The organism is Micromonospora sp. WMMD980 (assembly GCF_029626035.1).
Lineage (GTDB): Bacteria > Actinomycetota > Actinomycetes > Mycobacteriales > Micromonosporaceae > Micromonospora.
Genome location: NZ_JARUBE010000003.1, coordinates 1759517 through 1784827 on the forward strand (window position 1 = coordinate 1759517; position 25311 = coordinate 1784827).

Sequence of the window (25311 nt, forward strand, 5' to 3'; positions counted from 1 at the left end):
GCGTCGCAGTGATCCCACCCCGAGGAATTGAGCCGGGATCGCCAGTCAGCTACCGGATCGAGAAGGAGAGCAATTCGATGCGCAGGTCCACACGGGCGCGCCGGTCATCCGGTAACGCGCGGAGCAAGCGGGTGCTGGCCGTGGTCGGCACGCTCGCCGTCTTCGGCGGCATCGTCGCCGTCACCCAGATCTCGTCCGCCCAGGACCAGCGCAGGACCACCCGAGCCGCCTCGGCGTCCTGCGTGCCCTCGAGCCCGGGGGCGACCGCCCCGGGCGGTCAGGGCAGCACCACCCGGACCTGGCAGAACGGCCGCTGGGTGCGCAACCACTGGGGAGACGGCCAGATGTCCGCGGCCGAGTGCCAGCAGACGAACGCGGGCGGTGCCGGCGCGGGCACCCCCACCGTGGCCTGCCCCGACGTCAAGGGCAAGCTGCCGCAGGTGCCCGACCGGGCCCGTGCCGAGGTGGACCGCAACCTGGCCCTGCTGGAGAGCCAGATCGCCGAGGCGAACCGGCGGCTCGCGGCGGAGGGCCGCAACGGCGGCACCTTCATCAACAACGCCATCCTCCGTCCGCTCGCGGACAAGCGGACCGCCACGCTCAACCGGATCGCCACCGCGATCGGTCGCGGCGGCCAGCGCCCGCAGGGCCTGGACAAGCTCGCCCAGTGCGCGCTCGCCGACAACGCCCAGAACGGCGGCAACAACGGCGGCGGCGCCAACAACGGTGGTGGCCAGAACGGTGGCAACAACGGTGGCCAGAACGGTGGCGGCCAGAACGGTGGCGGCCAGAACGGTGGCGGCCAGAACAACGGTGGCCAGAACGGCGGCAACAACAACGGTGGCGGCCAGAACAACGGCGGCCTCCAGGCGCTGGCCAAGGACTGCACCAACAGCCAGTTGGCGGCGCACGACGGCTTCCAGAACGGCAATCGGTGCGTGAGCACCGCCTTCGGTGAGGTCGCCGCCGCCGCGAACAACCCGTCGCTGCTCATCACCCAGTTCCCGAACCAGGTGCAGCGCAACCAGCCGTTCACCCTCCGGGTCACCACCAAGAACCTGGTGCGGGACCGCTTCCTCGCCGCCGGGCAGGGTGGTTACTACCTCGAGAGTTCGCTGCTCAACGACCAGGGCCTGGTCCGCGGCCACTTCCACACCGCGTGCCGGATGCTCGGCAGCACCCGGCAGCCCCCGAACCCGCAGGACGTGCCCGCCTTCTTCGTCGCCACCGAGGACGGCAGGGGCGGCAACCAGCCGGACGACGTGCTGATCCAGATCCCGGGCCTGCCGGACTCGGGCCTGGCGCAGTGCTCGGTGTGGGCCGGTGACGGCTCCCACCGGATCCCGATGATGGAGCGGGCCAACCAGACCCCCGCCATCGACGTGGTGCGCATCCAGGTCAACTGACCGGTTGACGACGGCCGGAGCCGCCCGGGGAGGACCTCGGGCGGCTCCGGCCGTTCTCACGTCTGGAAAATTGGTGCCGGCTCGATCCGGTCACACGAAAATTGTCGACCGGGGAGAACTCGAACGGGGCCACCCCGATTTCTCGGCGTGACCCCGGGCGCCCGACGGTGGACCGGGAGGCTCAGCGGTTCTTGTAGGCCTCCACCACGGAGACCGGGATGCGGCCCCGCTCGGAAATCTCGTAGCCGTTCTTGGCGGCCCATTCCCGGATCGCGCGGTTCTGCTCGCGGTCCATTCCCGAGGTGCTCGGGCGGGTGGCGCGCCGGGTGGTGCGGCTGCCGTCGACGGGCCCGCGGCCGATGCGCCGGCCAGCGTTGATATAGGGGTCGAGGGCCTTGCGCAGGACGCCGGCGTTCTCGTCCGAGACGTCGATCGTGTACGCCACGCCGTCCAGGCTGAACTCGACGGTCCGATCGGCCTTTCCGCCGTCGAGGTCGTCGGTCAGAACGGTGATTACTTTCCTTGCCATCGCCATTACTCCCTGTGTCGGGCGGGGTGTGGCTAAGAGTTTGGCCCACCAAGCGGTAATTTCGCAACAATACCCGCCCCGCGCCATTCGGCGGGTCGCGGAATCCGCGGACGGGGAAAAGGGGGCCGGCGTCGCGAGCGGGCCGGAGAGTGTCCTGGGTCACAAGTTGGAACAAGGGGCACGGCCTGTTACTTGAGTCAGACACGCTCAACCGACGTGATGGCAGGTGTTCGATGGCAACTCTTCCGGTACTTCCCCTGACCGACGCCGTCCTGCTGCCCGGGATGGTCATCCCGGTGACACTCGACCCGACCACCCAGGCCGCGATCGACGCGGCCCGCGCGACGGGTGACCGGACGCTGCTCGCCGTGCCCCGCATCGACGGCGAGTACGGCCCCGTCGGCGTGGTCGCCACCATCGAGAAGGTGGGTCGGCTGCCCAGCGGCGAGCCGGCAGCCGTGGTCCGTGGTCTCGACCGCGCCCGCATCGGCTCCGGCGTGCCCGGCCCCGGCGCCGCCCTCTGGGTCGAGGCGACCCCTCTCGACGAGCCCGCCCCCGCCGGCCGGGCCCGGGAACTGGCCCGCGAGTACCGGGCGCTGACCACCTCGGTGCTCCAGCAGCGCGGCGCCTGGCAGGTCATCGACGCGATGGAGCGGATGACCGACCTCTCCGAGCTGGCCGACTCGGCCGGCTACGCGCCCTGGCTCAGCCTGGCGCAGAAGACCGAGCTGCTCGCCGCGCCGGACGTCACCGCCCGGCTGGAACTGCTGGTCGGCTGGGTGAAGGAGCACCTGGCCGAGCAGGAGGTCACCGAGCGGATCACCAGCGACGTCCGCGAGGGGCTGGAGAAGTCCCAGCGCGAGTTCCTGCTCCGGCAGCAACTCGCCGCGATCCGCAAGGAACTCGGCGAGGACGAGCCGGACGGCTCCGCCGACTACCGCGCCCGGGTCGGGTCCGCCGACCTGCCGGACGACGTCCGCGCGGCGGCCCTGCGCGAGGTCGGCAAGCTGGAACGGGCCAGCGACGCCTCGCCCGAGGCGGGCTGGATCCGCACCTGGCTGGACACCGTCCTCGAGATGCCCTGGGGCACGCGTACCGAGGACAACACCGACCTGGCCGCGGCCCGGGCCGTGCTGGACGCCGACCACGCCGGCCTGGCCGACGTGAAGGACCGCATCCTGGAGTACCTCGCGGTGCGCAACCGCCGCGCGGAGCGCGACCTGGGTGTGGTCGGCGGGCGCGGCTCCGGTGCCGTGCTCGCCCTGGGCGGCCCGCCCGGTGTCGGCAAGACCAGCCTCGGCGAGTCGGTCGCCCGGGCGCTCGGGCGCAACTTCGTCCGGGTCTCCCTCGGCGGCGTGCGCGATGAGGCGGAGATCCGCGGCCACCGGCGCACCTACGTCGGCGCGCTGCCCGGCCGGATCGTGCGGGCGCTGCGCGAGGCCGGCTCGATGAACCCGGTCGTGCTGCTCGACGAGGTCGACAAGCTGGCCGTCGGCTACTCCGGCGACCCGGCGGCGGCCCTGCTGGAGGTGCTCGACCCGGCGCAGAACCACACCTTCCGCGACCACTACCTCGAGGTCGACCTCGACCTGTCCGACGTGCTGTTCCTGGCCACCGCCAACGTGGTGGAGGCGATCCCCGGCCCGCTGCTAGACCGGATGGAGCTGGTGACGCTCGACGGCTACACCGAGGACGAGAAGGTGGCCATCGCCCGCGACCACCTGCTGCCCCGGCAGCGGGAGCGGGCCGGCCTGACCGCCGAGGAGGTGACCGTCGCCGACGAGGCGTTGGCGCTGATCGCCGGGGAGCACACCCGGGAGGCGGGCGTCCGGCAGCTCGAACGGGCGCTGGCCAAGATCCTGCGCAAGGTGACCGTGGCGCTGGCGTCCGACCCGACGCCGGTCCGGGTCGACACCGGAAACCTGGCCCGCTACCTGGGCCGGCCGAAGTTCACCCCGGAGTCGGCCGAACGGACCGCGGTGCCCGGCGTGGCGACCGGCCTGGCCGTCACCGGCGCCGGTGGCGATGTGCTCTTCATCGAGGCCACCAGCATGGAGGGCGAGCCGGGCCTGACCCTCACCGGTCAGCTCGGTGACGTGATGAAGGAGTCGGCGCACATCGCGCTGTCGTACCTGCGCTCCAACGGGCGCCGCCTCGGCATCGACCCGAACGCACTCGCCGGACGGCGGATCCACGTGCACTTCCCGGCGGGCGCGGTGCCCAAGGACGGCCCGAGCGCCGGCATCACCATGGTGACCGCGCTGGCGTCCCTGGTGACCGGGCGGCCGGTCCGGCCCGAGTTCGGGATGACCGGCGAGGTGACCCTCTCCGGCCGGGTGCTGCCCATCGGCGGCGTGAAGCAGAAGCTGCTCGCCGCGCACCGGGCCGGCCTGACCGAGGTGATCATCCCGAAGCGCAACGAGCCGGACCTGGACGACCTGCCGGCCGAGGTCCGGGAGGCGCTCACCGTGCACACCCTCGCCGACGTCGCCGACGTGCTCGCGCTGGCGCTGCGTCCGGTCGAGGTGGACGCGCAGAGCCTGGGCGGTCAGCCGCTCGCCGCGGCCTGACCCGCCGCCGCCGAACCCCCGTCGCCGCACCCGGTGGCGGGGGTTCGGCGGGCGCCGGTCACCGACGGTCGCGCCGGTCCCGGCCCTCGAAGCGGCGCTCGCCCGGGTCGCCCTCGCCGTCCCGGTCACGGCGGACGGTCGCCTTGCGGCCCTTGATGGTGCTGCCGCGCAGGCCGGCGATCACCTCGTCGGCCAGCGCCTGCGGGACCTCGACGAGCGAGAACCGGTCCGCGATCTCGATCGAGCCGATGTCGCGCCCGCTGGCCCGGGTCTCGCCGGTGATCGCGCCCACCAGGTCCTGCGGCCGCACCCCGGCCCGCCGGCCCAGGCCGATGAAGACCTGCGTGGTGCCGGCGCCGCGCGCCCGTACGCCGCCGCGCCGGTCGCGGCCCTCGGGCCCGGGCCGGCCGTCCCGGTTGGCGCGGACGGCGACCTGCGGGATCTCCTCCTCGTCGGCGGTGCCGGGCAGCGTGGCCTCGTGCGCCAGCCGCACCGCGGCGAGCGCCACCTCCATCAGGTCGAACTCGTCGGTGAGCGACTCGACGACCGCCCGGAACGGCTCCAGGTCGTCCTCCAGCAGGGCCTCCCGCACCGCGGCCTGGGTCAGCTCGAACCGCCGGGTACGCAGGTCGGCGACGGTCGGGATCTTGTCGATGGTGATCCGTTGGCCGGTGACCCGCTCGATCGTCTTGAGCATCCGGTGCTCGCGCGGCTCGGCGAGGGTGATCGCCACCCCCTCCCGCCCGGCCCGGCCCACCCGCCCGATCCGGTGCACGTACGCCTCCGGCGCTGACGGGACGTCGTAGTTCACCACGTGGGTGAGCTGCTCGACGTCCAGCCCACGGGCCGCCACGTCGGTGGCGACCAGCAGGTCGGCGGTGCCGCCGCGCAGCCGGCCCATCACCCGGTCCCGCTGCTCCTGACTCATCCCGCCGTGCAGCGCCTCGGCCCGGTAGCCCCGGCCGTTCATCGTCTCGGTGAGCCGGTCCACCTCCTCGCGGCTGCGGCAGAACACGATCGCCGCGGTGGGCGACTCGACGTCCAGCACCCGGCCCAGCGCGGCCGGCTTGTGCGCGCGGGCCACCAGGTAGGCGCTCTGTCGCACCTTGGGCGCCGCCCCGGCCACCGGACGCTCGCGCTCGATCCGGATGCGGACCGGGTCGGTCAGGTGCTGCCGGGCCAGGCCGTCGATCCGGGCCGGCATGGTGGCCGAGAAGAGCACCGTCTGTCGGCTCTCGGGGGCGTGTTCCAGGATCGCCTCGATGTCCTCGGCGAAGCCCATGTCGAGCATCTCGTCCGCCTCGTCCAGCACCACGGTGGCCAGCGAGCCCAGCCGCAGCGTGCCCCGGGCGATGTGGTCGAGCGCGCGGCCGGGCGTGGCCACCACCACGTCCACCCCGTGGTCGAGGGCGCGCAGCTGCCGGCCGATCGGCTGGCCGCCGTAGATCGGCAGCACCCGGGCGCCGAGGTCCTTGCCGTAGCGGTGGAACGCCTCGGAGACCTGCACGGCCAGCTCCCGCGTCGGCACCAGCACCAGCGACACCGGGTCGCCGTCCGGACGCGCCGTGGGCATCCGCTGCAGCAGCGGCAGGGCGAAGGCGGCGGTCTTGCCGGTGCCGGTGGCCGCCTGGCCGAGCAGGTCCCGCCCGGCCAGCAGCAGCGGGATGGCCTCGCTCTGGATCGGCGTCGGCTCCTCGTAGCCGAGGGCGGACAGCGCTCCCAGCAGCTCGGCGCGCAGCCCGAGATCCGCGAAGGCGGTGGCCTCCTCGGCGTCGGCGGGGGTGGTGGGATCGGTCGGGGTCGGTGCGGCGCTCATGCGGCAAGCCTTTCATCACCGCCGGACCCGGGTCGCGGCGACCGGCGCAAACGTTCGCCACGCCACCCCGCGTCACCGGGGACGGGACGGCCAGCCGGCCACCGTCGTCACGACCACCCCGGCCCGGTGCCGGGTCCGCGTCCAGCCGGCTCGCGACCGGGGCACGTCCATCGCGCCGGGTACGACGCATCCCGGCCCACCCCCGGGGGCTAGCCTGATTCCGTGCGGACGGTGGAACTGCTCTGCTCGCCGGAGCTGGACGCGGGCGTGCGGGCGGCCTGGAGCCGGCTCGCGGCGGCTGGGCTGCCGAGCCTGGCCGGCAACACGCACCCGACGAACCGGCCGCACCTGACGCTCGCCTCGGTCGACGAGTTCCCGCCCGGCGCCGAGCAGCGCCTGGCCGACCTGTGCGCCGCCGCGCTGCCGTTGCCGGTGCGGCTGGGCCGGCTGGAGGTCCTTGACGGCAGCGCCCCGCTGGTGTGGCTGGTGCACCCGACGCCGCAACTGGTCGCGCTGCACGGGGCGGTCTGGGACGTGCTCGCCGGGGCGCCCGGCCCGCACCCCTGGCATCTGCCCGGGCGGTGGGTCCCGCACCTGAGCCTGGCGTTGCGCTTCCGGGGCGCCGACCGGCGCCGGGCCCGCGCGGTCGCCGGGGCGCAGCGGCCGGGCGGGGCCTTCGTGGCGGCCCGCAGCTATGACGGTGGCACCCGCACGGTGCGCGAGTTGACCGCCGCCTGCCCGCGCCCCGGCGGCTGAGCCGGGGCCGCCCCCGGCCCGGGACCGGCCCCGGCGACTCAGCGGTGGAACCGCAGGTAGTCGAAGTGCGCCGACACCGCCGGCGTCGCGCCGCCGTGCGCGACCAGCCCGATCCGGGGCGTCGTGTCGGCCGGGAACGTCCACACCGCGCCCCAGGTCCAGCGCGTGCCGTCCGGGCTGGAGCCGGCGCGGAACTCGTGCTCGCCGTTCGCCGGGTCGACCCGGTGGGCCAGCCGCAGCCAGGTGGTGGTGCCCGGGGTGCCGACGATGCTGCCGCCGTACACCGGCTGGCCGGCGAACGGCAGCTCGTAGCCGAACTCGACCTGCCGGGTGTTCCAGATCGCCACCGTGCTCAGCCGGGCGAAGCGGTCGTCGTCGACGTACGCGACCAGACCGGCCTGCTGGTAGTTGCGGACGGTCTCCTCGCCGAGGTCCAGCGTCACCTTGGTCTCGGCGACGTAGTTCCCGGTGGGCGCGTCGCGCAGCAGCACCCCGGCGGTGTTGCCGGTGCCGGTCAGGTCGGCGTCCTGCACCGGCCAGCGCAGCGCGCCGCCGGACACGGTGGCGGCCGGGTCCTGGCGGATCCATCGCCAGGCGGGGTCGAGCCCGTCGGCGAACTCGTCGGACCAGGCGCGCAGCACCGGGCCGACCCGGGGCGGGGCGACCGGGTGGCGGGCCGGGCGGTGGAGGCGGGCGGCGCTGACGTTGTCGAACTCCGCCGGACCGCCCTCGGCGCGGACGGCGAGCGTGCCGTTCGCGGGGCGGGGGAGCCGCAGCGTCACCCGGGCGATGGGGTCACCGAGGCGGGACGGGCTGAGCGTGGCGGTGAGCTGCCGCCCGCGTACCTCGATCGCGAGGTTGTGCCGGTTGCCCAGGTCGGTGCCGGCGGGCAGGGCGACGCCGGCGTTGCCGGCGGCCAGCCGGCCCTGGCCGACCCGCACGTCCACCGCACCGAGCCGTAGCCCGGCGGTGTCCGCGCCGGTCAACCGCAGGTCGGTCTCCACCCGCAGGTCGCCGCCGAGGCCGGTGTCCGAGGCCAGCGTGCCGGTGCCGGTCAGCACCCCGCCGGCCGCCCGCCACGAACCGGACCCGGTACGCCAGCCGCGCAGGTCGGCGGTGTCGAAGCGGGCGTCGACGCGGCCGGTGGTGACCGGCGCCGGGCGGGCGCCGTCGGAGGGACCGGCGCCGGCGTTGACGGCGGGCCAACCGTCGATCCAGTCCAGGCGGTCCAGCAGCATGGGGCGCTCGTTGACGCCGAACGGCTCGTCCAGGTAGGGGTCGGCGCGGTCGATCGCGTGGTAGGCGATCCAGTCCTGCCCGGACAGGTCGGTGAGCACCGCGTTGTGGCCGGCGCCGATCCAGCGGTTGCCGTTCTGCGTGAGCACCGGCGTGCCGCCGGCCCGGGACACGTCGAGGCGTCGGCCGTCGCGGTCCACGAACGGGCCCCGGGGGTCGCGGGACCGGCCGACCTGGACGGAGTAGCCGGTGGCCGGGCCGGCGCAGCAGTTCGCGGTGGAGACGAACAGGTAGTACCAGCCGTCCCGGCGCAGCGCGTACGCGCCCTCGAACTTGTTGTCCACCGCGACCGGGGTCGCGGCGCCGACCGCCCGCAGGCCGTCGGGGGAGAGTTCGGTGACCGAGATTCCGCCGTAGTAGCTGCCGTAGTACAGGTAGGACCGGCCGTCGGCGCCGGTGAGCTGGCTCGGGTCGATGGTCCACAGGTAGCCGCCGCCCGCACCGGGGCGCGGGGCGACCACCGGGGTGTCGGCGAACGTCCACGGCCCGGCCGGGCTGGGCGCGGTGGCCACGCCGACCGCGGTGTCGAACGTGTCGTCGGAGACGGTGGTGTCGGTGACCGTCAGGTACATCACCCAGCGGCCAGCGACCCGACGCACGTCGGGGGCCCAGAACGCCGAGCCGGGCGCGGCGTAGGCCGGGCGCTGGTCGGCGGTGAACGCGTCGCCCACGAAGGTCCAGCCGACCAGGTCGGTGGAGCGGGCGATGGGCACGCGGTGTGCCGTCCCCGCACCCTCCCGCAGCGGGTCGGAGGTGCCGAAGGCGTACCAGATCCCGTCGTCGCCGCGAACCACGACCGGGTCGGCGAAGGTGTCGGCGAACCCGGCGGAGACCGGGTTGCGGTAGCGGTCGGGCCCGGCGGCGGGCGCGGGCGCCGCGCCGGCGAGCAGAAGCGTGAGTACGGCGGCGAGCACGCCGCCGCGGTGGAGGTGTCGCATCAGGCCTGCCTCGGAGTAAACGGAGGTCACTGCGGTGCACACGTTTCTACAACGTTGGATACAACGATGTAAAGAGCTGGTGCCGGACCGTGCGGTGCCTGCCGAAACCTGTTCGTGCCAGCATGGGCCGATGACCACCCGTGCCGACGGCCGAGGACTGGCCGGGCTCGCCGCGCTGCTCGCCGACCCCACCCGCGCCGGCTTCTGCCTCGCCCTGCTGGACGGGCGTGCCTGGACCGCCGGGGAACTCGCCCGCGCCGCCGGGGTGGCGGCCTCCACCGCGAGCGACCACCTCACCCGGCTCGTGCGCGGCGGACTGCTGGTCGAGGAGCGGCAGGGCCGGCACCGCTACGTCCGCCTCGCCGACCAGTCGGTCGCCCACCTCGTCGAGGACCTGGCCGCCCGGGCGCCCACCCCGGCCACGCCGCCGCGCACGTTGCGCGCCGCCTCCGCCGACGCCGCCCTGGCGTACGCCCGGACCTGCTACGACCACCTCGCCGGGCGGCTCGGCGTGCTGCTGTACGACGCGCTGCTGGCGCGCGCCGTGCTGGACCGCAGCGGCGGCCTGGCGCTCACCCCCACCGGTACGGCCTGGCTGGCCGAGTTCGGCGTGCCCGTCGAACCGCTGCGCGCCGCCCGGCGACCGCTGGTGCGCGACTGTCTCGACTGGACCGAACGACGGCCGCACCTGGCCGGGGCGCTCGGCGCGGCGCTGTGCGCGCGCCTTCTCGACCTCGGCTGGACGGTGCGGGGGACCGGCCGCTCGGTGCGGCTCACCCCGACCGGCCGGCAGGCGCTCGCCGAGGCGCTCGCGCTCGATCCGGCCGCGCTCGCCCCGCCGGCGCGCGACAGCGGTCCCGCCCGCGCCTGACCCCGGCCCGTCCCTCGCTCCGCCCGGCCCGCCGGTCCTCCGCTCGGGCCGCGGCGACCGTCGTTCGGTCCGGACCGAACGATCGGCGGCCTACGGTCGACCGGTGGACCTACCGACCATCACGGCCGCCCCCGGTACGCCGGACTGCGGGCCTCCGGTGCGCGATGACGACGGCTGGGTGGTCACCCGGCACGCGGACGTCGTCGCCGTGCTGACCGACCCCCGCTGGACCGTGCCTTCAGTCAACCACGACTCGCCGGCGGGCACGCTGGGCTGGCTGCGCGCCTCGGTCAGCCGGTTCAGCCCGCCCGGCGCGCATCCCGCCCGCCGGGCGATCGGCGTGGCCGCGCTCGACCGCCTAAACCCGCGCGACCTCTCCCGCACCGCCGCGCGACTCACCGACGAGGTGTTGAGCGGGGTCCGCGCCGATACCGGAGGCGTCGAGCGGGGGCCCCGCCTCACCGAGGTGATGGGAGCGGTGGCCCGGCGCGTACCCGTGTGGGTGTTGGCGGATCGGCTCGGCCTGGCCGACCCGACGGCGGCCGTCCCGGCGGTGACGGCGGTGGCCGCCGCCTACCATCCCGGCGCGGGTCCGGTCGCGGTAGCGCGCGCGGACCGGGCGGTGGCCGCGCTGGTGGCGATGTCGCCACCGGCTCCGGACGAGGTGACCGCGAACCGGATCGGCCTGCTGGTGCAGGCCGCCGACGCCACCGCCGGGCTGATCGGCGGCGCGGTCCGGCACGGGCTCGCCGCGCCGGTGGACCTCCGGACCGCCGGGTTGCTCGCCGAGGTGTTGCGGTTGGACCCGCCGGTGCGCGCCACTCGGCGCGTCGCCACCGTGGCGATCGACCTGGGCGGCCGGACCATCCGCGCCGCAGAACCGTTGCTGCTGCGCTTCGACGCGGCGAACCGGGACCCGGCGGTCCACCCGGCGCCGGATCGGTTCGTGGTCGGCCGGGCGCGTGCGGCGTTGACCTTCGGGGCCGGGTCCCGGGGCTGCCCGGGAGAGCGGCACGCGCTGGCTCTGGCCGAGGGCGTGGTCGACGTGGTGCGCCGGCGTTGCCGTCGCGTCGACCTGCCGGTTCCGTACGCCCCGCACCCGACGCTGCGCGTCCCGACCCGTATCGAGGTGACCCTGCGATGACCGACCGCTTCGCCGCCTTCCACGCGCTGCACCGGCCGGGGCGGCCCCTGCTGCTGCCCAACGCCTGGGACCACGCCTCCGCCGCCGCGTTCGCCGCCCGGGGCCACCCGGCGGTCGGCACGACGAGCCTCGGTGTCGCGGCGACCGCCGGCCGCCCGGACGGGACCGGCGCGACCCGGGCGGAGACGCTCGACCTGGCCCGCCGCCTGCGGGGGATACCGGCGCTGCTCACCGTGGACATCGAGGGCGGCTTCGACGACGACCCGGCGGCGGTGGCCCGGTACGTCGGCGAGCTGGCCGCGCTCGGCGTGGTGGGGGTGAACCTGGAGGACGGCCGCCCGGACGGCACGCTGGCGCCGGCACCGCTGGTCGCCGCCAAGATCGCGGCGGTGCGGGCGGTCGTCCCGGGGCTGTTCGTCAACGCCCGCACCGACGCGTGGTGGTGGGGTGTGACGTCGCCGTCGGCCGAGGCCCGATTGCGGGCGGCGGAGTTCCGCGCAGCCGGTGCGGACGGTTTCTTCGTCCCCGGCGCGCCGGACGAGGAGGTCGGGGCGTTGGCCGCGGAGGTGGGGTTGCCACTGAACGTGCTGCACCGCCCGGGTGGCCCGGACCTGGCGGCGCTGGGCCGCCTCGGGGTGGCCCGGGTGAGCACCGGCTCGTTGCCCTTCCGTACCGCGCTGGGCGCCGCGCTGCACCTGGTCGACGCGGTCGCCGCCGGGCGGGACCCCGGGCTGCCGCCGGCTCCCGGTTACGCGGAGGTGTTGGCGTTGGCGGGCGAGCCGGATACCTGATCGGGCGCCTTCGGGTGGATTGTTCTCGGTGGCCCCCTCTCACCCTATTACGGTGGGTGCAGGTCCGACTACGCCTTGTCCTGCCGAGAGGGGGCGGAGACCATGCGAGTGCCCAATCGCAGCCCCGGTCGCCAGCCCGGTCCCGCCGTCGCGTCCACCACTCCCAGCCGTCGCCTGCCGTCGGGTGACCGGCCCGCCGACGGTACGCGGCCCGACCTGGCCGCCTACCGGACCGCGGTGGCGGAGCTGCTGGTCGAGGTGGGCGCGCTGGCGGACGCGCCGTCCACCGCCGCCCGTCAGGTGCTGCTCGACCAGCGGCTGCGTGAGCCGGCCGTCGCCGCGGTCCTCGACGCGACCCCGCAGGGACTGGTCGGCGCCCGGGAGACGCTGCTGCTGGAGATCGCCCGCCACCAGCCGGGCTCCCGCACCCCGGCGTCGGACCTGACCACCCTGGTCCGGACCTACCTGCTGTCCCGGGTCGACGTGCTGTGGTGGCGGGACAGCCCCACCCTGCTCACCGACGACCAGGTGCGCACCAGCATCGACCTGGTCGACCTGGAATGGCTGCGTCGCCGGGGCCTGCTCGGGTTCCGGTACCGGGAGCAGCCCGCCACCACGCTCGGGCACGGCTGGTGGGCGGTCCGGAGGCGGGTGCGCCCGGCAGCCGGCCCGGCCGTCGGCGGGCTGCTGATCCCCCGCGCCCGTCGCGAGATGATCGCCCTCCTCAACGACCTGGCCCGGGAGTTCGTCGCGGTCACCCGGGCCGGCACGCCGCCGCTCTGGGTGACCGGCCTGGTCCGCAGTGCCGAGCAGCAGTACCGGCTGCGCCGGCTGGGCCACCCCGCCACCATGCCCAGCGCCCACTGCCTGGGCTGGGCGGCCGACGTGGAGGTGGACTGGTACGAGCGGTTCGGCGCCCGCGCGGCCCTCGCCGGGTTGCTGCTGGCCCGGCAGGACGCCGGCGAGGTCAACGTGGTCGACGAGGGTCGGGCCTGGCACGTCTGCCTCGCCCCCGGCGCCCGTCGCCGGTTCCGGCAGGCGTACGAGGCCGAGATGGGCGTGTGACCGGGCCCCCGCCGCTGCCGCCCGGCCCGGCCGACGGGGCGGCGTACCCGGCCTGACCCGTTTCCTCGATGGACAGCGCGCGTCGTCTCTTCTAGCGTCGCGGGCATGCGGAGGACCCTCGTCGCCACCGGGCTGGCACTGCTCCTGCTCGGCACCGCCTGTGGGGAGGGTCGCGCGCCCGTCGGTCCGGCCGCCGCCGGCTCGCCGACCGCCTCCCGGCAGGACCCCGGCCAGGTCGAGCAGACGCTGGCCAGCCTGCGCAAGGTCGACGACCTGCCGCTGTACGAGATGACCTACACCGGCGACTACGACCCGACCGCCGGTGTGGCCGGCAGCACCCCGCCCAGCCCGTTCGGCTGCTCGCTCTTCGCCGCGCTGGCCGACCGCAACCGTCCGCTGTTCGCCCGCAACTTCGACTGGGAGCCGAACCCGGCGCTGGTGCTGCGCACGGACCCGCCGGACGGGTACGCCTCGATCTCCCTGGTGGACATCTCCTACCTGGGCGTCCCCGCCGACCCGACCGGCGACCGGCGGCTGCTCGACGCGCCGCTGCTGCCGTTCGACGGGATGAACGAGCGGGGCCTCGCGGTGGGGCTGGCCGCCGACGACGGCGCCCGCGCCGAGCCGGTGCCCGGGCGGCCCACCGTCGGCTCGGTGCGCATCCTGCGCCTGGTGCTCGACTCGGCGGCCACGGTGGACGAGGCGGTGGCCGTGTTCGGCAGGTACAACCTGGACTTCGACGGCGGGCCGCCGCTGCACTACCTGCTCGCGGACGCCACCGGCGCCTCCGCGGTCGTCGAGTTCGTCGACGGGAAGCTGACGGTGGACCGTCGACGGGGCCGGTGGCAGGCGTTGACCAATGTGCCCGCGGTCGGGGTGGCCGAGAAGGACCTCCGCCGGGACCACCGCTACGGGGTGCTGGCGAAGGAGTTGGACCGCACCGGCGGCGCCGTCGACGCCGCCGCCGCGTTGCGGCTGCTCGACGCGGTGCGCCAGCCGCACACCCGCTGGTCGGTGACGTACGGGCTGCGCACCGGCGAGGTGCGGGTGGTCACCGCCGGCGGCGGCGCCCGCGGCTACCGGCTGCCGATGGGCTAGCTAGCCGATCGGGTGGCCGTGCCGACGGGCGAGCGCGGTCAGGTCCGGTTCGCCGAACCGTTCGACGAGCGCCGCGAACCGGGCGACCTTGTCCGTCCCGAAACGCGCCACGGCGGCGGCGTAGCCGGCCGCGGAGACGAACGTGGGCGGGGTGGTCTTGCTGTGGAACTTGTCGGCGTACATGACCAGGTGTTCCTCGCCGGTGCCCGGCGTGTGGTCGGTCACCGGGAGTGGCAGCCGCTGCCGGAGCACGTCCTCGCGGGTGATCCCCACCCCGGTGTGCCGGGAGCAGAACCGGCCGAGCGTCTCGGGCAGACCGGCGTCGCGCAGCAGCGCGTGGCCCAGCACCCCGTGCCGGACGTAGTTCGGTCGGTCCAACCGCCCGTCGGCGTCGTACAGCCGGTAGACGCCGATGTCGTGCAGCAGGCAGCCGGCCCGGACCAGCGCGCGATCGAGGCCGGTGTCGTGCCGGTCGAGCAGTTGTTCCGCGATCTCGCAGACGATCCGGCAGTGCGTCCAGACGAGCGTGAACGCCTCGGCCGTCGGGGCGTACCGCTCGTGCAGGGAGCGGATCCGCTCGTCGGTCGGCACCGCGGTCCGGTGGTCGATCGTCACGTCGGCGCCCCTTCCACGGGCCGGGCCGGGCGCCCCCGCGGGGGCGCCCGGCCCGGCCGGGCCGTTGCGGGGGTCACCAGCTCAGGTAACCCGCCTGGGTCTGTACGTTCAGCTCGGGCACCCGGATCAGCTGGGCCAGCCAGGTGCGTGGGTCCCGCAGTTCCAGCACGTCCAGACCCTTCTGGATGTCGCTCGAGTAGATGTGCCCGTTGTACCAGTAGGCGGACCAGGAGCCGCCGGTGCGGAGTTGGGCGGCGTCCAGCGGACCCCGCTCCCAGTAGGCGATCTCCGTGGGCTTGGCCGAGTCGGTGAAGTCCCATACCGAGATGCCGCCCTGGTACCACGCCTGGACCATGATGTCGCGGCCGGGCACCGGGATCAGCGAGCCGTTGTGCGCCACGCAGTTCTCGGTGTCCGCGTTGACCCGTGGGATCTTGTAGTAGCTGCGGAACGCCAGCCTGCGGGCGTCACCGCGGCCGGTGATGTCGTAGACGGCGTCCGCGCCGCGGTTCGGCCCGACCACCTCGTTGCAGGTCGCCGCGCCGCCACCACCCAGCTCGTCGGTGAAGACGACCTTGGTGCCGGCGTTGTTGAACGTGGCCGAGTGCCAGAACGCGAAGTTCACCGTGTCGGTGACCCGCTCGATGACCCGTGGCGCCTCGCGGTTCTTGATGTCCAGCAGGATGCCGTCGCCCATGCACGCGCCGGCGGCCAGGTCCTTCGCCGGGTACGCGGTGATGTCGTGGCAGCCGGTGGTGGCGGAGGTCTGGCCCGGGATGCCCGGGTAGCCGCCGTCCGGGAAGAGGTTCGGGGTGGCCACCACGGACGCCGTGGTGGGGTTCTTCACCGGCACCTTCACGATGGAGATCGAGTCGTGGGGCGGCTGGCAGTCCGGGAACTCGGCCCGCGGGCTGTACGACGAGACGTACAGGTAGAGGTCGCGCCGGTCCTTGCCCGGCACCAGCGTGTGGGTGTGCGAGCCGCACGCCGTCTCCACCGACTTGATGTAGCGCGGGTTGCGCTTGTCGCGGATGTCGAAGATCTTGATGCCCTCCCAGGACTCCTTCACCGAGGCCGGCTGGGGGGTGCTGGCGCAGGAGTCGTCGCTGCGCGACGAGTCGGTCGACAGGAACAGCAGGTTCCCGCTGACCGAGATGTCGTTCTGCGAACCGGGGCAGAGTACCTGCGACACGATCGTCGGCCGGCTCGGCCGTGACACGTCGTAGATGACGAATCCCTCGTAGTTGCCGACGAACGCGTACCGGCCCTGGAAGGCCATGTCGGTGCCGAGCGCGGTCGTGGTGTCGAACGGGCCCTGCTTCGGCAGGTTGGCGACCTGCCGCAGGTTGGGGCTGCTGGAGATCTCGTCGACCCCGGGGACGGCGCCGTCCACGGTGGCCGGCGCGGCCTGGGTGCGGGGGATCTCCTGGGCGCCGCTCGGTGGCGCGGCGATCACGCCGGCGAGTAGCAGGCCGGCTGCGGCGAGGCTGACGGTCCGGGCGTGGGACAGGTGAAGGTTGATCATCGGCAACACCCTTCGAAAGGGGGATGATGCTTCGCCACACCTTACCTATTGGAGACTGTCATCAATGTGACCCTGGTCACATCGGGGAACTTTCGTCTATGGATAGGATCGCTGTCACCTCGACCTGAGGGAGGACCGTATGACCGGTCGCCCGGCACGCGCGTGGCTTCCCGTCACAGCTCTGGCCGCGCTCCTGGCGATCGGGGGCCCGGCGCTGGCCGGCTGCGACGACGACAACCCCCCGGCGGCGGACCGGCCCGCCCGGAGCGCCGCTGCCACCCCGGCCACCCCCAGCGCGGCCGGCACCGTCTCGGCCCCGCCGGTGCTGGTTCCCGGCCGCCCCGGGGAACCGGCCGCCACCCGCGCCGCCGGGCAGGTCCGCGACGCGGCACAGCCCCGCTACAACGGGCTCGACGTCTGGTACGTCCGGATGATGGTCCCGCACCACGAGCAGGCCCTGGAGATGGCGAAGCTCGCGCCCGACCGGGCCGCCGACCCCCGGATACGCGCCGTCGCCGACCGCGTCCGGGCCGCCCAGGGACCGGAGGTCGGCGTGCTGCGGGCCTGGCTGAGCACCCGCGACCTGCCCGCCGAGGTGGCCGGGCACGACCACGCCACCATGCGCGGCATGCAGTCCGCCGAGGCGATGCGGCAGCTCGCGGACGCCCACGGCGCGGCGTTCGACACACTCTTCGTGCGGATGATGACCGCCCACCACGAGGGCGCCGTGGTGATGTCCAGCGACCTCCTCAAGGTCGGCGTCGACCAGACCATGCAGGAGTTCGCCACCGGCGTCGCCGTCGAGCAGGCCGCCGAGATCGGCCGGATGCGCGCCCTCGTCACCCCCTGACCGGGCCGAACAGGCACCCGCCACCCCCGTACGCTGGGTGACCGTGGACCGCCTGATCCTCGGCCGCCCGGTGCGCGGCGTCGCGTTCGACGCCGCCGTCTCCGGCCTGGTCGCCGTCTTCGCCGTGCTGGGCCTGCTGGCCGAGCAGGGCGGCCTGCCGGCGTTCGCGGTCGGCCTGGCGATGGCCGCGGTGCTCTTCCTCCGGCGCACCCACCCGTCCGCGGTCGCCGTCGCGGTCGCCGCCCTGGCGTTGCTCCAGGTGATCGTCGGCTGGGGCCCGCTCGGCTACGACATCGGCGTGCTGATCGCGCTCTACAGCGTGGTCAAGTACGCCGACCGGTCGCGCGACGGCATCCTGGCCGGCGTCGGCGCCGCGGTCGGCGTGCTGCTCTCCGCGCTCTCCTGGCCCGGCCCGGCGCCGTGGTGGGCGGGCGCGCTCTACTACGGCCTGGTCACCGGCGCGGTCTGGCTGGTCGGCCTGAACGTGCGCACCCGCCGCCTCTACGTGCTCAGCCTGGAGGAACGCGCCGCCACGGCGGACCGGGAACGGGAGGCGGAGTCCCGCGCGGCGGTCGCCGAGGAACGCACCCGCATCGCCCGCGAGCTGCACGACGTGGTCGCGCACAGCCTGGCCGTGATGATCGTGCAGGCCGACGGCGTGCGCTTCACACTCGACCGGGACCCGGCGACCGCGCGGGAGGCGGCCAAGGTGGTGGCCGACACCGGGCGGCAGGCGCTGGAGGAGATGCGGCGGCTGGTCGGCGTACTGCGGGAACCCAGCCGGCCGGAACCGGCCGCGGTGGCGGACGCCCCGGCCGGCGAGCCGGCGCACCGGCGGCCCGCGCTGGTGGAGCTGCCCGCGTTGCTCGACCGGTTCCGCGCCGCCGGCCTGCGCATCGACTGCGGCGGCACCGGCACCCCGGTGGCGTTGCCGCCCGGCCTGGAGCTGACCGTCTACCGGGTGGTGCAGGAGAGCCTGACCAACGCGCTCAAGCACGCCGGGGTGGGCGCGTCGGTCGAGGTGACGCTCGACTGGGACGCCGACACCGTGGCGGTCCGGGCCGTCGACGACGGTCGCGGCCGGCCGGTGGTCCGGCCGGCGCCGTCCGGCGGGCACGGCCTGGTCGGCATGCGGGAACGGCTCGGCGTGTACGACGGCAGCCTCACCACCGGACCCACGCTCACCGGCGGCTGGCGGGTCGAGGCGCGACTGCCGCTGCCGGCGGCGGCCGGCACCGAGGAAGGGAACGTGGCGGCGTGACCGTGCGCGTGATGATCGTCGACGACCAGGCGCTGGTGCGCGCCGGCTTCCGGATGGTGCTCGACTCGCAACCCGACCTGGCCGTGGTCGGCGAGGCGATCGACGGCGCCGACGCGCTCCGGGTGCTGGACCGCGTCGAGGCCGACGTGGTGGTGATGGACCTGCGCATGCCGACCATGGACGGGGTGGAGGCGACCCGCCGGATCTGCGCCCGGTCCGGCGGCGCGCGCCCCCGGGTGCTGGTGCTGACCACCTTCGACACCGAGGCCGACGCGTTCGCCGCGCTGCGGGCCGGGGCGAGCGGTTTCCTGCTCAAGAACGTGCCGCCGGAGGAGTTGCTCACCGCGATCCGGGTGGTCGCCGAGGGCGACTCGGTGGTGGCCCCGTCGATCACCCGGCGGCTGCTCGACCGGTTCGCGGGGCAGCTCGGCCCGGCGCCGACCGAGGATCCGCGGCTGGCCCAGCTCACCGAGCGGGAGCGCGAGGTGCTGCTGCTGGTGGCGCAGGGGCTGTCCAACGCGGAGATCGCCGCCCGGGTGCACGTCGCGGAGGCGACCGTGAAGACCCACGTCGGGCGGATCCTGGCCAAGCTGCAGCTCCGCGACCGCGTCCAGGCCGTCGTGCTGGCGTACGAGAGCGGACTGGTCACGCCCGGCGGCTGACCGGGGCCGGTCCGTCGGTGACGGCGCGGACCTGACCCCGGTCCGGTCAGGGGCGGGTGACCGGCTCGCCGCCCGCGTCGCCGCCACCCCCGTCGGCCGGGGCCGTCGTGGTGGTGGTGGTCTCGGTCGGCGCGGTGGTCTGGGCCGGGGGCGCGCTGGTGGTGGGCGCGGTGCTCGGTGCGGTCGGCGCCGTCGACGGGGTGGCCGACGGGCTCGGCTGGCCCGACCCGCTCGGGGAGGCGCTCGGCGACACCGAGGTCGACGCGGACGGCCGGCTGGTCGAACCGGTCGTGCGCCAGGTGTTCTCCTGGACGCTGCTCGACGGCCCGTCGGTGACGGCGGCGTCGGCGACCGAGTTGCTCGGCGCGACCGCGGGCCTGGTGGGGTCGAGCTGGGTGGCCGGCGCCTCGGCGTCGCCGGCCGCGGCCAGCATCGCGCCCAGCGCGGTCACCGCGACCAGCACCGCGCCCGCCGCGCCGACGAGCGCGCCGCGCCGGCCCCGCCGGCGGGGGGTCGTGGCGGCGGCCGCCGACCGCACCACCGGCTGGTCGCCACGGGTCGGGGCCGGACCGGCCGCGCCCCGCAGCGCCGCCGGCACCGTCGAGGTGGGGGACACGGCCCGCGCGGCCCGGGCGGCGTCGGCCATCGCCGCGGCGCTCGGGTAGCGGTCGGCCGGGTCCTTGGCCAGGGCTCGGGCCACCAGCTCACGGACCGGCGCCGGGATCTCCGCCGGCAGCTCCGGCGGCTCGTCGTCGAGGTGCCGCACGGCGACCTGGAGCGGGTTGTCGCCGGTGAACGGCGGGCTGCCGGTGAGGCAGCAGTAGGCGACCGCGCCGAGCGCGTAGACGTCGGTGGCACCGGAGACCGGTCGGCCGGACGCCTGCTCGGGCGCCATGTAGAGGGCGGTGCCGGGCACCGCGTTCGTGCTGGTGATGCTGGTGACGTTCGTCGACCGGGCGACCCCGAAGTCGACCAGGACCACGGTGCCGTCGTCCTGCACGAGCAGGTTGCTCGGCTTGACGTCGCGGTGCACGATGCCCCGGCCGTGCGCCCCGTGCAGCGCCTGCGCCACCTGGGCCACGATCGACATGGTCTCGGCGACCTCGAGCTGCCCGGCGTCCTCGATCCGCCGGGAGAGCGGCTCGCCGTCGACGAACTCCATCACCAGGTAGTCCGCGCGGCTGCCGTCGGGCAGCTCGTCCTCGCCGCAGTCGAAGACCTGGACCACGCCCGGGTGGCGCAGCGAGGCCATGATCCGCGCCTCGGAGCGGAACCGGGCGATGAAGTCGGGATCGGAGACCAGCGCGGGAAGGAGCACCTTCACCGCCACCTGGCGGCCGAGCACCAGGTCCTTGGCGCGCCAGACGTCGCCCATGCCGCCGGTGGCGACACGGTCATCCAGGCGGTACCGACCGCTGAGTACGACGTCGGAGGTGAGCATCCCCATACCGTACCCACAGCGGTCCCGGAGTATTTCCGGCGATCTCTCCGGTCGCGACCGGCGAGTGGCTGCGGACCGATCGGCCGAACGGCCGGGGGTGGGAAGGGTGGTGGGCGGACCGTGATCGGCCGGGTACGATCGGCCAGATAATGCCGGTTGTCCGCCCGCTCCGGCATGATCCGCCCCATCTCGCATGATGTGCGGCGTCGGTGCGGTGGCCTTCGTTACCCCGACACGCCGACGGTGGGCTTAGACATTTCTCTCGCTTTTTCGCCGCTCCGGCCCCGGCCGGCCATCCGTCCGCTCGCCGTGCGTCGGCCGGGCTCCCGGTCGTACCGTGACGCCGGTACGGTATGTCCCGCCCCGGCCGCGCCGGTGGCGGTGTCCATGCGCGCAGCGGTCTCGGGGCCGGTGCCGAATCAGCTCAGCGGGGGGGCCGGGGTGCGGATGGCGGTGTGGTCTCCCGCGTCGGCGGACGACCGTTCCGAGGCGCCGGTCCGGCCCGGGTGGCGGCCGTGACCGCGGAGCTGAACGAGTCGGTCGCCGCGGCGCAGGCCGGCGACGAGGAGGCGTTCCGCTTCCTCTACCGCAGCCTGCAGCCGCCCCTGCTGCGCTACCTGACCGCGCTGGTGGGCGCCGACGCGGAGGACGTGGCCTCGGAAACCTGGCTGCAGATCTCCCGCGACCTGCCCTCGTTCACCGGCGGTGAGTTCCGGGCCTGGGCGGTCACCATCGCCCGTAACCGGGCCATGGACCACCTGCGCCGGCAGCGGCGGCGGCCCGCGGTCCCGGTGCCCGTGCAGGCGCTCAACGACCTGGCCGGGGACGCCGACACCGCGGACCGCGCCGGTGAGGCGATCGGCACCGAGAGCGCGCTCGCGCTGATCCGCACCCTGCCGCCGGCCGAGGCGGAGGCGGTGATGCTGCGGGCCGTCATCGGTCTCGACGCGGAGACCGCCGGGCGGGTGCTGGGCCGGCGGGCCGGGGCGGTGCGCACGGCGGCGCACCGCGGGCTGCGCCGGTTGGCGACGATGCTGGAGCGCGCCGCGGAGGGCGAGCCGGAGGTGGCGCGGGGCGCGACCCCGCCGGGCGACCGGGACGCCGTGCCGCCCCGCCCCCGCCCCGACCGCCCGGCGCCGCACGCGCCCAAGGCCGAGCCGGCGGAGGGCTGACGTGAGGGGGAACGGCATGCACTCTCCGGGGCCCGAGGGGCCCGCCGACCGGGCGGAGTCCGACCGGCGGTTGGCCGCCGCGCGTGCCGCGACGCCGGCCGACGCCGACCCGCTGACCCGGCTGCTCGCCGCCGCGGCGGGTCCGGCCGCCGCACACGAACTCGACGGCGAGGACCGGGCACTCGCCGCCTTCCGGGCCGCCCGCGCGGTGCCGGCGACCCCCGCGCCCGCGTCGGCGCCCCGCCCGCGTCGCCGGCTCCGGATCGCCGCCGCCCTGTCCGGCCTCGCGGCCACCGCGGTGGCCGGGGTGGCGTTCGCCGCCGTGCGGCTGGACCACGGCCCGGAACCGGTGGTCCCACCGACCTCGACGACGGCCGGCACCGGCCCGACCGGCACCGGACCCTCGCGTCCGGCGCCCGGCGGCCCGCCCGGCGAGGCGTCCGGCGCGGCACCGTCGCCGACTCCGCCGTCGCCCGCGCCGTCGCCCGCCGCCACGCCGACGGGCGGGCCCTCGGCACCGCCGCCGGTCGAGGGCCGGCTCGCCGGCCAGTGCCGCGCCTACCTGGCCAAGCCGGAAGGCCAACGGGCCAAGGCACTGACCAAGCCGGGCTTCGCCGACCTGGTGGCCGCCGCCGGCGGCGCCGACCGGGTGGAGAGCTACTGCCGGGGCGTGGGGCCGACCGCGTCGACGCCGCCGGCTCCGAAGTCGAAGTCGAAGTCGAAGTCGTCGCCGAGCGACGAGAAGCGCAAGCCCGGTCCCGACGACGAGGACGACGACTGAGTCGTCCGACACGACGAGATTTCGGACAAAAATTCATCTCCACGGGCGCGCGGATTCCGTCTGCTAGACAGAGGATGGTGGGACGCCCGGCCGGGCCGTCCCGGCCGGGTCCAGGGCGACGGTGTGGTCGCCCGTCTCCGCGAGAGGAGCCGTCACGTGGTGATGTCGCCGGAGCTGGACCGGGCCACCGTCCTCGCCGACATGGCCGCGGCCCGCGGCCACCTGGCCCGGATCTGCTTCAAGACCGGTCCACCCACACTCACCGGCGTCGAACTCGAATGGACCGTGCACGACGCCGCGGACCCGACCCGTCCGGTCGACCGTGAGCGACTGCGCGAGGCGTTGGGCCGGCACGGCCCCGTCACCCTCGACCCCACCAGCCCGGCCCACGAGCTCCGGCACGGCGGCACCGTGACCGTCGAGCCCGGCGGACAGGTGGAGATCTCGGCTCCACCGCGACCCGCGGTCGCGGCGCTCCTCCTCGCCACCCAGGCCGACATCGACGAACTGCGTGACCTCCTGGACGCCGCCGGTCTCGTGCTCGGCGACACCGGGATGGACCCGTGGCGCGCGCCGCGACCGGTCGTCGACACGCCCCGCTACCGGGCCATGCGCCGCGTCTTCGACAGGCGCGGCCCGGCCGGGCGGGCCATGATGTACGCCACGGCCGGGCTCCAGGTCTGCCTGGACGCCGGCGAGCCGGACCAGGTGGCGCGGCGGTGGGCCGCCGCGCACGCGGTCGGACCGCCGCTGCTGGCCGCGTTCGCCACCGCCGGCCGGCACGCGGGCCGGCCCACCGGTTGGGCGTCCGCCCGGATGGCCGCCTGGCTGGCGATCGACCCGGCGCGGACCCGCCCGGTGTGGTCGCCGACCGACGCCGACCGCGACCCGGTCAGCGCCTGGACCGCTTACGTGCTCGCCGCGCCGCTGCTCTGCGTCCGGGGCGACGGCCCGGACTGGACCCCGCCGGAGGGCGTGACCTTCGCCGACTGGGTGGCCGGAGCGCTGCCCCGGCCACCCACCACCGACGACCTGGAATACCACGTCAGCACGTTGTTCCCGCCGGTGCGCCCGCGCGGCTACCTGGAACTGCGCTACCTGGACGCCCAGCCGGGCCGGGAATGGACCGTGCCGGTGGCGGTGCTGGCCGCGCTCTTCGCCGACCCGACGACCACCCGCGACGCCCTCGCCGCGGCCGGCCCGGTCGCCGACCGATGGCGCGCGGCGGCTCGGCGCGGGCTGGCCGAGCGTCCGCTGGCGACCGCCGCGGCAGCCCTGTTCGACCTGGCGCTGACCGCGCTGCCCGGGCTGGACCTGCCGGGCGGGATCCACGACCAGACCCACCGAGCGATCCGGCGGCGTCGCGCCGCCGCGGAGAGGGGACACCGGTGACCACCACCGAGCGGCCGGGAACGGACGCCGAGCAACTGCGCGCAAGGATCGTGGCGGAGCTGGAGCGCACCCGCGCCCGCACCGCGTCGCTGACCGACGCGGTGGACGACGACGATCTCGTTCGGCAGCACTCCACCCTGATGTCGCCGCTGGTCTGGGACCTGGCGCACGTCGGCAACCAGGAGGAGCTGTGGCTGGTGCGCGACGTCGGCGGGCGCGAGCCGGTGCGCCGCGACATCGACGATCTCTACGACGCGTTCAAGCAGCCCCGCAAGGATCGACCGTCGCTGCCGCTGCTGCCGCCGGCCGAGGCGCGCGCGTACGTGCGCACGGTGCGGGACAAGGTCTACGACCTGCTGGACGGAATCCGCTTCACCGACCGCCGGCTGGTCGAGGACGGCTTCGCGTTCGGCATGATCGTGCAGCACGAGCAGCAGCACGACGAGACGATGCTCGCCACCCACCAACTGCGCGACGGCGTTCCGGTGCTGGCCGCCCCGCCCCCGCCCGAGCCCGGCGCGCCGGTCGCCGGCGAGGTGCTGGTGCCGGCCGGGCCGTTCACCATGGGCACCTCCACCGACCCGTGGGCGCTGGACAACGAATGTCCCGCGCACACCGTGGACCTGCCTGCCTACCGGATCGACGCCGCGCCGGTGACGAACGGGGACTACCGGGCGTTCATCGCCGACGGCGGCTACGACCAGTCGCGCTGGTGGAGCGAGGCCGGCTGGCGGCACCGGGTCGAGGCCGGGCTGAGCGCGCCGCTGCACTGGCGGCGTGACGGCGACGGGTGGGCGTACCGGCGGTTCGGCCGCTGGTCCGCGGTGCGCGACGACGAGCCGGTGGCGCACGTCTGCTGGTACGAGGCGCAGGCGTACGCGGCCTGGGCCGGCAAGCGGCTGCCCACCGAGGCGGAGTGGGAGAAGGCGGCCCGCTGGGATCCGGCGACCGGCCGTTCCCGCCGCTATCCGTGGGGCGACGACGACCCCGGCCCCGAGCACGCCAACCTGGGGCAGCGTCACCTGTGGCCGGCGCCGGTCGGCGCGTACCCGCGGGGCGCCTCGCCGCTCGGTGTGCACCAGCTGATCGGCGACGTGTGGGAGTGGACCGCCGGCACGTTCCACGGGCACCCGGGCTTCACCGCGTTCCCGTACCGCGAATACTCGGAGGTCTTCTTCGGCGAGGAGCACCGGGTGCTGCGCGGGGGCTCGTTCGGCACCGACCGGTCGGCCTGCCGGGGCACGTTCCGCAACTGGGACTACCCGATCCGGCGGCAGATCTTCAGCGGCTTCCGCTGCGCCCGCGACGCCGATCCGGCGGAGTGACCCGGCG

The 25311-nt window shown here is 75.2% G+C and carries 21 protein-coding genes; 15 read left to right on the forward strand and 6 right to left on the reverse strand.

The genetic code is table 11. The features are described 5' to 3' along the window. Nucleotides 1-77: 77 nt before the first annotated feature. Nucleotides 78-1406, forward strand: a complete 1329-nt coding sequence (locus O7618_RS08500) for a hypothetical protein (protein WP_278105446.1) — start codon at nucleotides 78-80, stop codon at nucleotides 1404-1406. A 181-nt stretch (nucleotides 1407-1587) separates the two neighbouring features. Here O7618_RS08500 and O7618_RS08505 read toward each other — a convergent pair whose 3' ends face one another. Beyond that, the gene (locus tag O7618_RS08505; RefSeq protein WP_278109952.1) at nucleotides 1588-1935 is read right to left on the reverse strand and encodes an Lsr2 family protein; all 348 of its coding nucleotides are present in this window, start codon (nucleotides 1933-1935) and stop codon (nucleotides 1588-1590) included. 233 nt (nucleotides 1936-2168) lie between these two features. Here O7618_RS08505 and lon point away from each other — a divergent pair, with 233 nt between their 5' ends. Continuing rightward, nucleotides 2169-4505 (forward strand): endopeptidase La, encoded by a 2337-nt coding sequence (lon, locus tag O7618_RS08510; protein ID WP_278105447.1) that lies wholly within the window; start codon nucleotides 2169-2171, stop codon nucleotides 4503-4505. A gap of 58 nt (nucleotides 4506-4563) precedes the next feature. Here lon and O7618_RS08515 read toward each other — a convergent pair whose 3' ends face one another. Next, nucleotides 4564-6321, reverse strand: coding sequence for a DEAD/DEAH box helicase (locus O7618_RS08515; protein WP_278105448.1), 1758 nt, complete (start codon nucleotides 6319-6321; stop codon nucleotides 4564-4566). Between the two features lie 222 nt (nucleotides 6322-6543). Between O7618_RS08515 and O7618_RS08520 the strand changes: the two genes are divergently transcribed. Next, a complete protein-coding gene (locus O7618_RS08520; protein WP_278105449.1) occupies nucleotides 6544-7077 on the forward strand; it encodes a 2'-5' RNA ligase family protein in 534 nt (177 codons plus the stop codon). 38 nt (nucleotides 7078-7115) lie between these two features. Here O7618_RS08520 and O7618_RS08525 read toward each other — a convergent pair whose 3' ends face one another. Further along, nucleotides 7116-9311, reverse strand: coding sequence for a family 43 glycosylhydrolase (locus tag O7618_RS08525; protein WP_278105450.1), 2196 nt, complete (start codon nucleotides 9309-9311; stop codon nucleotides 7116-7118). A 130-nt stretch (nucleotides 9312-9441) separates the two neighbouring features. Here O7618_RS08525 and O7618_RS08530 point away from each other — a divergent pair, with 130 nt between their 5' ends. The 5 genes from O7618_RS08530 (at nucleotide 9442) to O7618_RS08550 (ending at nucleotide 14280) form a co-directional block, all read left to right on the forward strand. Further along, entirely contained in the window at nucleotides 9442-10182 is a 741-nt protein-coding gene (locus tag O7618_RS08530; protein ID WP_278105451.1) for a winged helix-turn-helix domain-containing protein, read from the forward strand. Nucleotides 10183-10285: 103 nt separating this feature from the next. Continuing rightward, a complete protein-coding gene (locus O7618_RS08535) occupies nucleotides 10286-11326 on the forward strand; it encodes a cytochrome P450 (RefSeq protein WP_278105452.1) in 1041 nt (346 codons plus the stop codon). Next, nucleotides 11323-12117, forward strand: coding sequence for an isocitrate lyase/phosphoenolpyruvate mutase family protein (locus O7618_RS08540; RefSeq protein WP_278105453.1), 795 nt, complete (start codon nucleotides 11323-11325; stop codon nucleotides 12115-12117). The genes O7618_RS08535 and O7618_RS08540 overlap by 4 nt, the downstream gene beginning before the upstream one ends. A gap of 102 nt (nucleotides 12118-12219) precedes the next feature. Further along, on the forward strand, nucleotides 12220-13182 hold the full coding sequence (locus tag O7618_RS08545) for a DUF5715 family protein (protein ID WP_278105454.1): 963 nt from the start codon (nucleotides 12220-12222) through the stop codon (nucleotides 13180-13182). Nucleotides 13183-13287: 105 nt separating this feature from the next. Then, a complete protein-coding gene (locus O7618_RS08550; protein ID WP_278105455.1) occupies nucleotides 13288-14280 on the forward strand; it encodes a linear amide C-N hydrolase in 993 nt (330 codons plus the stop codon). Here O7618_RS08550 and O7618_RS08555 read toward each other — a convergent pair whose 3' ends face one another. Both O7618_RS08555 and O7618_RS08560 read right to left on the reverse strand, forming a co-directional pair. Continuing rightward, the gene (locus O7618_RS08555) at nucleotides 14281-14895 is read right to left on the reverse strand and encodes an HD domain-containing protein (RefSeq protein ID WP_278105456.1); all 615 of its coding nucleotides are present in this window, start codon (nucleotides 14893-14895) and stop codon (nucleotides 14281-14283) included. It lies immediately after the preceding gene. Between the two features lie 73 nt (nucleotides 14896-14968). Next, nucleotides 14969-16420, reverse strand: a complete 1452-nt coding sequence (locus tag O7618_RS08560; RefSeq protein WP_278105457.1) for a hypothetical protein — start codon at nucleotides 16418-16420, stop codon at nucleotides 14969-14971. A gap of 139 nt (nucleotides 16421-16559) precedes the next feature. Here O7618_RS08560 and O7618_RS08565 point away from each other — a divergent pair, with 139 nt between their 5' ends. From O7618_RS08565 to O7618_RS08575, 3 genes are read left to right on the forward strand one after another with little or no spacing between them, the layout of a single operon-like run. Continuing rightward, nucleotides 16560-17270, forward strand: a complete 711-nt coding sequence (locus tag O7618_RS08565) for a DUF305 domain-containing protein (protein WP_278105458.1) — start codon at nucleotides 16560-16562, stop codon at nucleotides 17268-17270. A 37-nt stretch (nucleotides 17271-17307) separates the two neighbouring features. Beyond that, the gene (locus tag O7618_RS08570; RefSeq protein WP_278105459.1) at nucleotides 17308-18531 is read left to right on the forward strand and encodes a sensor histidine kinase; all 1224 of its coding nucleotides are present in this window, start codon (nucleotides 17308-17310) and stop codon (nucleotides 18529-18531) included. Further along, nucleotides 18528-19193: a response regulator transcription factor gene (locus O7618_RS08575; RefSeq protein WP_278105460.1), complete on the forward strand. Its 666-nt coding sequence runs from the start codon at nucleotides 18528-18530 to the stop codon at nucleotides 19191-19193. Before O7618_RS08570 ends, O7618_RS08575 begins: the two co-directional genes overlap by 4 nt. Nucleotides 19194-19239: 46 nt before the next feature. Here the strand turns inward: O7618_RS08575 and O7618_RS08580 are convergent, their stop codons facing one another. Then, nucleotides 19240-20634: a serine/threonine-protein kinase gene (locus O7618_RS08580; protein ID WP_278105461.1), complete on the reverse strand. Its 1395-nt coding sequence runs from the start codon at nucleotides 20632-20634 to the stop codon at nucleotides 19240-19242. Nucleotides 20635-21149: 515 nt separating this feature from the next. Here O7618_RS08580 and O7618_RS08585 point away from each other — a divergent pair. From O7618_RS08585 to egtB, 4 genes are all read left to right on the forward strand, one after another. Then, nucleotides 21150-21806: an RNA polymerase sigma factor gene (locus O7618_RS08585; protein WP_278105462.1), complete on the forward strand. Its 657-nt coding sequence runs from the start codon at nucleotides 21150-21152 to the stop codon at nucleotides 21804-21806. Nucleotides 21807-21822: 16 nt separating this feature from the next. Next, nucleotides 21823-22587 (forward strand): hypothetical protein, encoded by a 765-nt coding sequence (locus O7618_RS08590; protein ID WP_278105463.1) that lies wholly within the window; start codon nucleotides 21823-21825, stop codon nucleotides 22585-22587. A 156-nt stretch (nucleotides 22588-22743) separates the two neighbouring features. Continuing rightward, a complete protein-coding gene (egtA, locus tag O7618_RS08595; RefSeq protein WP_278105464.1) occupies nucleotides 22744-23979 on the forward strand; it encodes an ergothioneine biosynthesis glutamate--cysteine ligase EgtA in 1236 nt (411 codons plus the stop codon). Further along, nucleotides 23976-25304: an ergothioneine biosynthesis protein EgtB gene (gene egtB, locus O7618_RS08600; protein ID WP_278105466.1), complete on the forward strand. Its 1329-nt coding sequence runs from the start codon at nucleotides 23976-23978 to the stop codon at nucleotides 25302-25304. The genes egtA and egtB overlap by 4 nt, the downstream gene beginning before the upstream one ends. Nucleotides 25305-25311 lie beyond the last annotated feature (7 nt).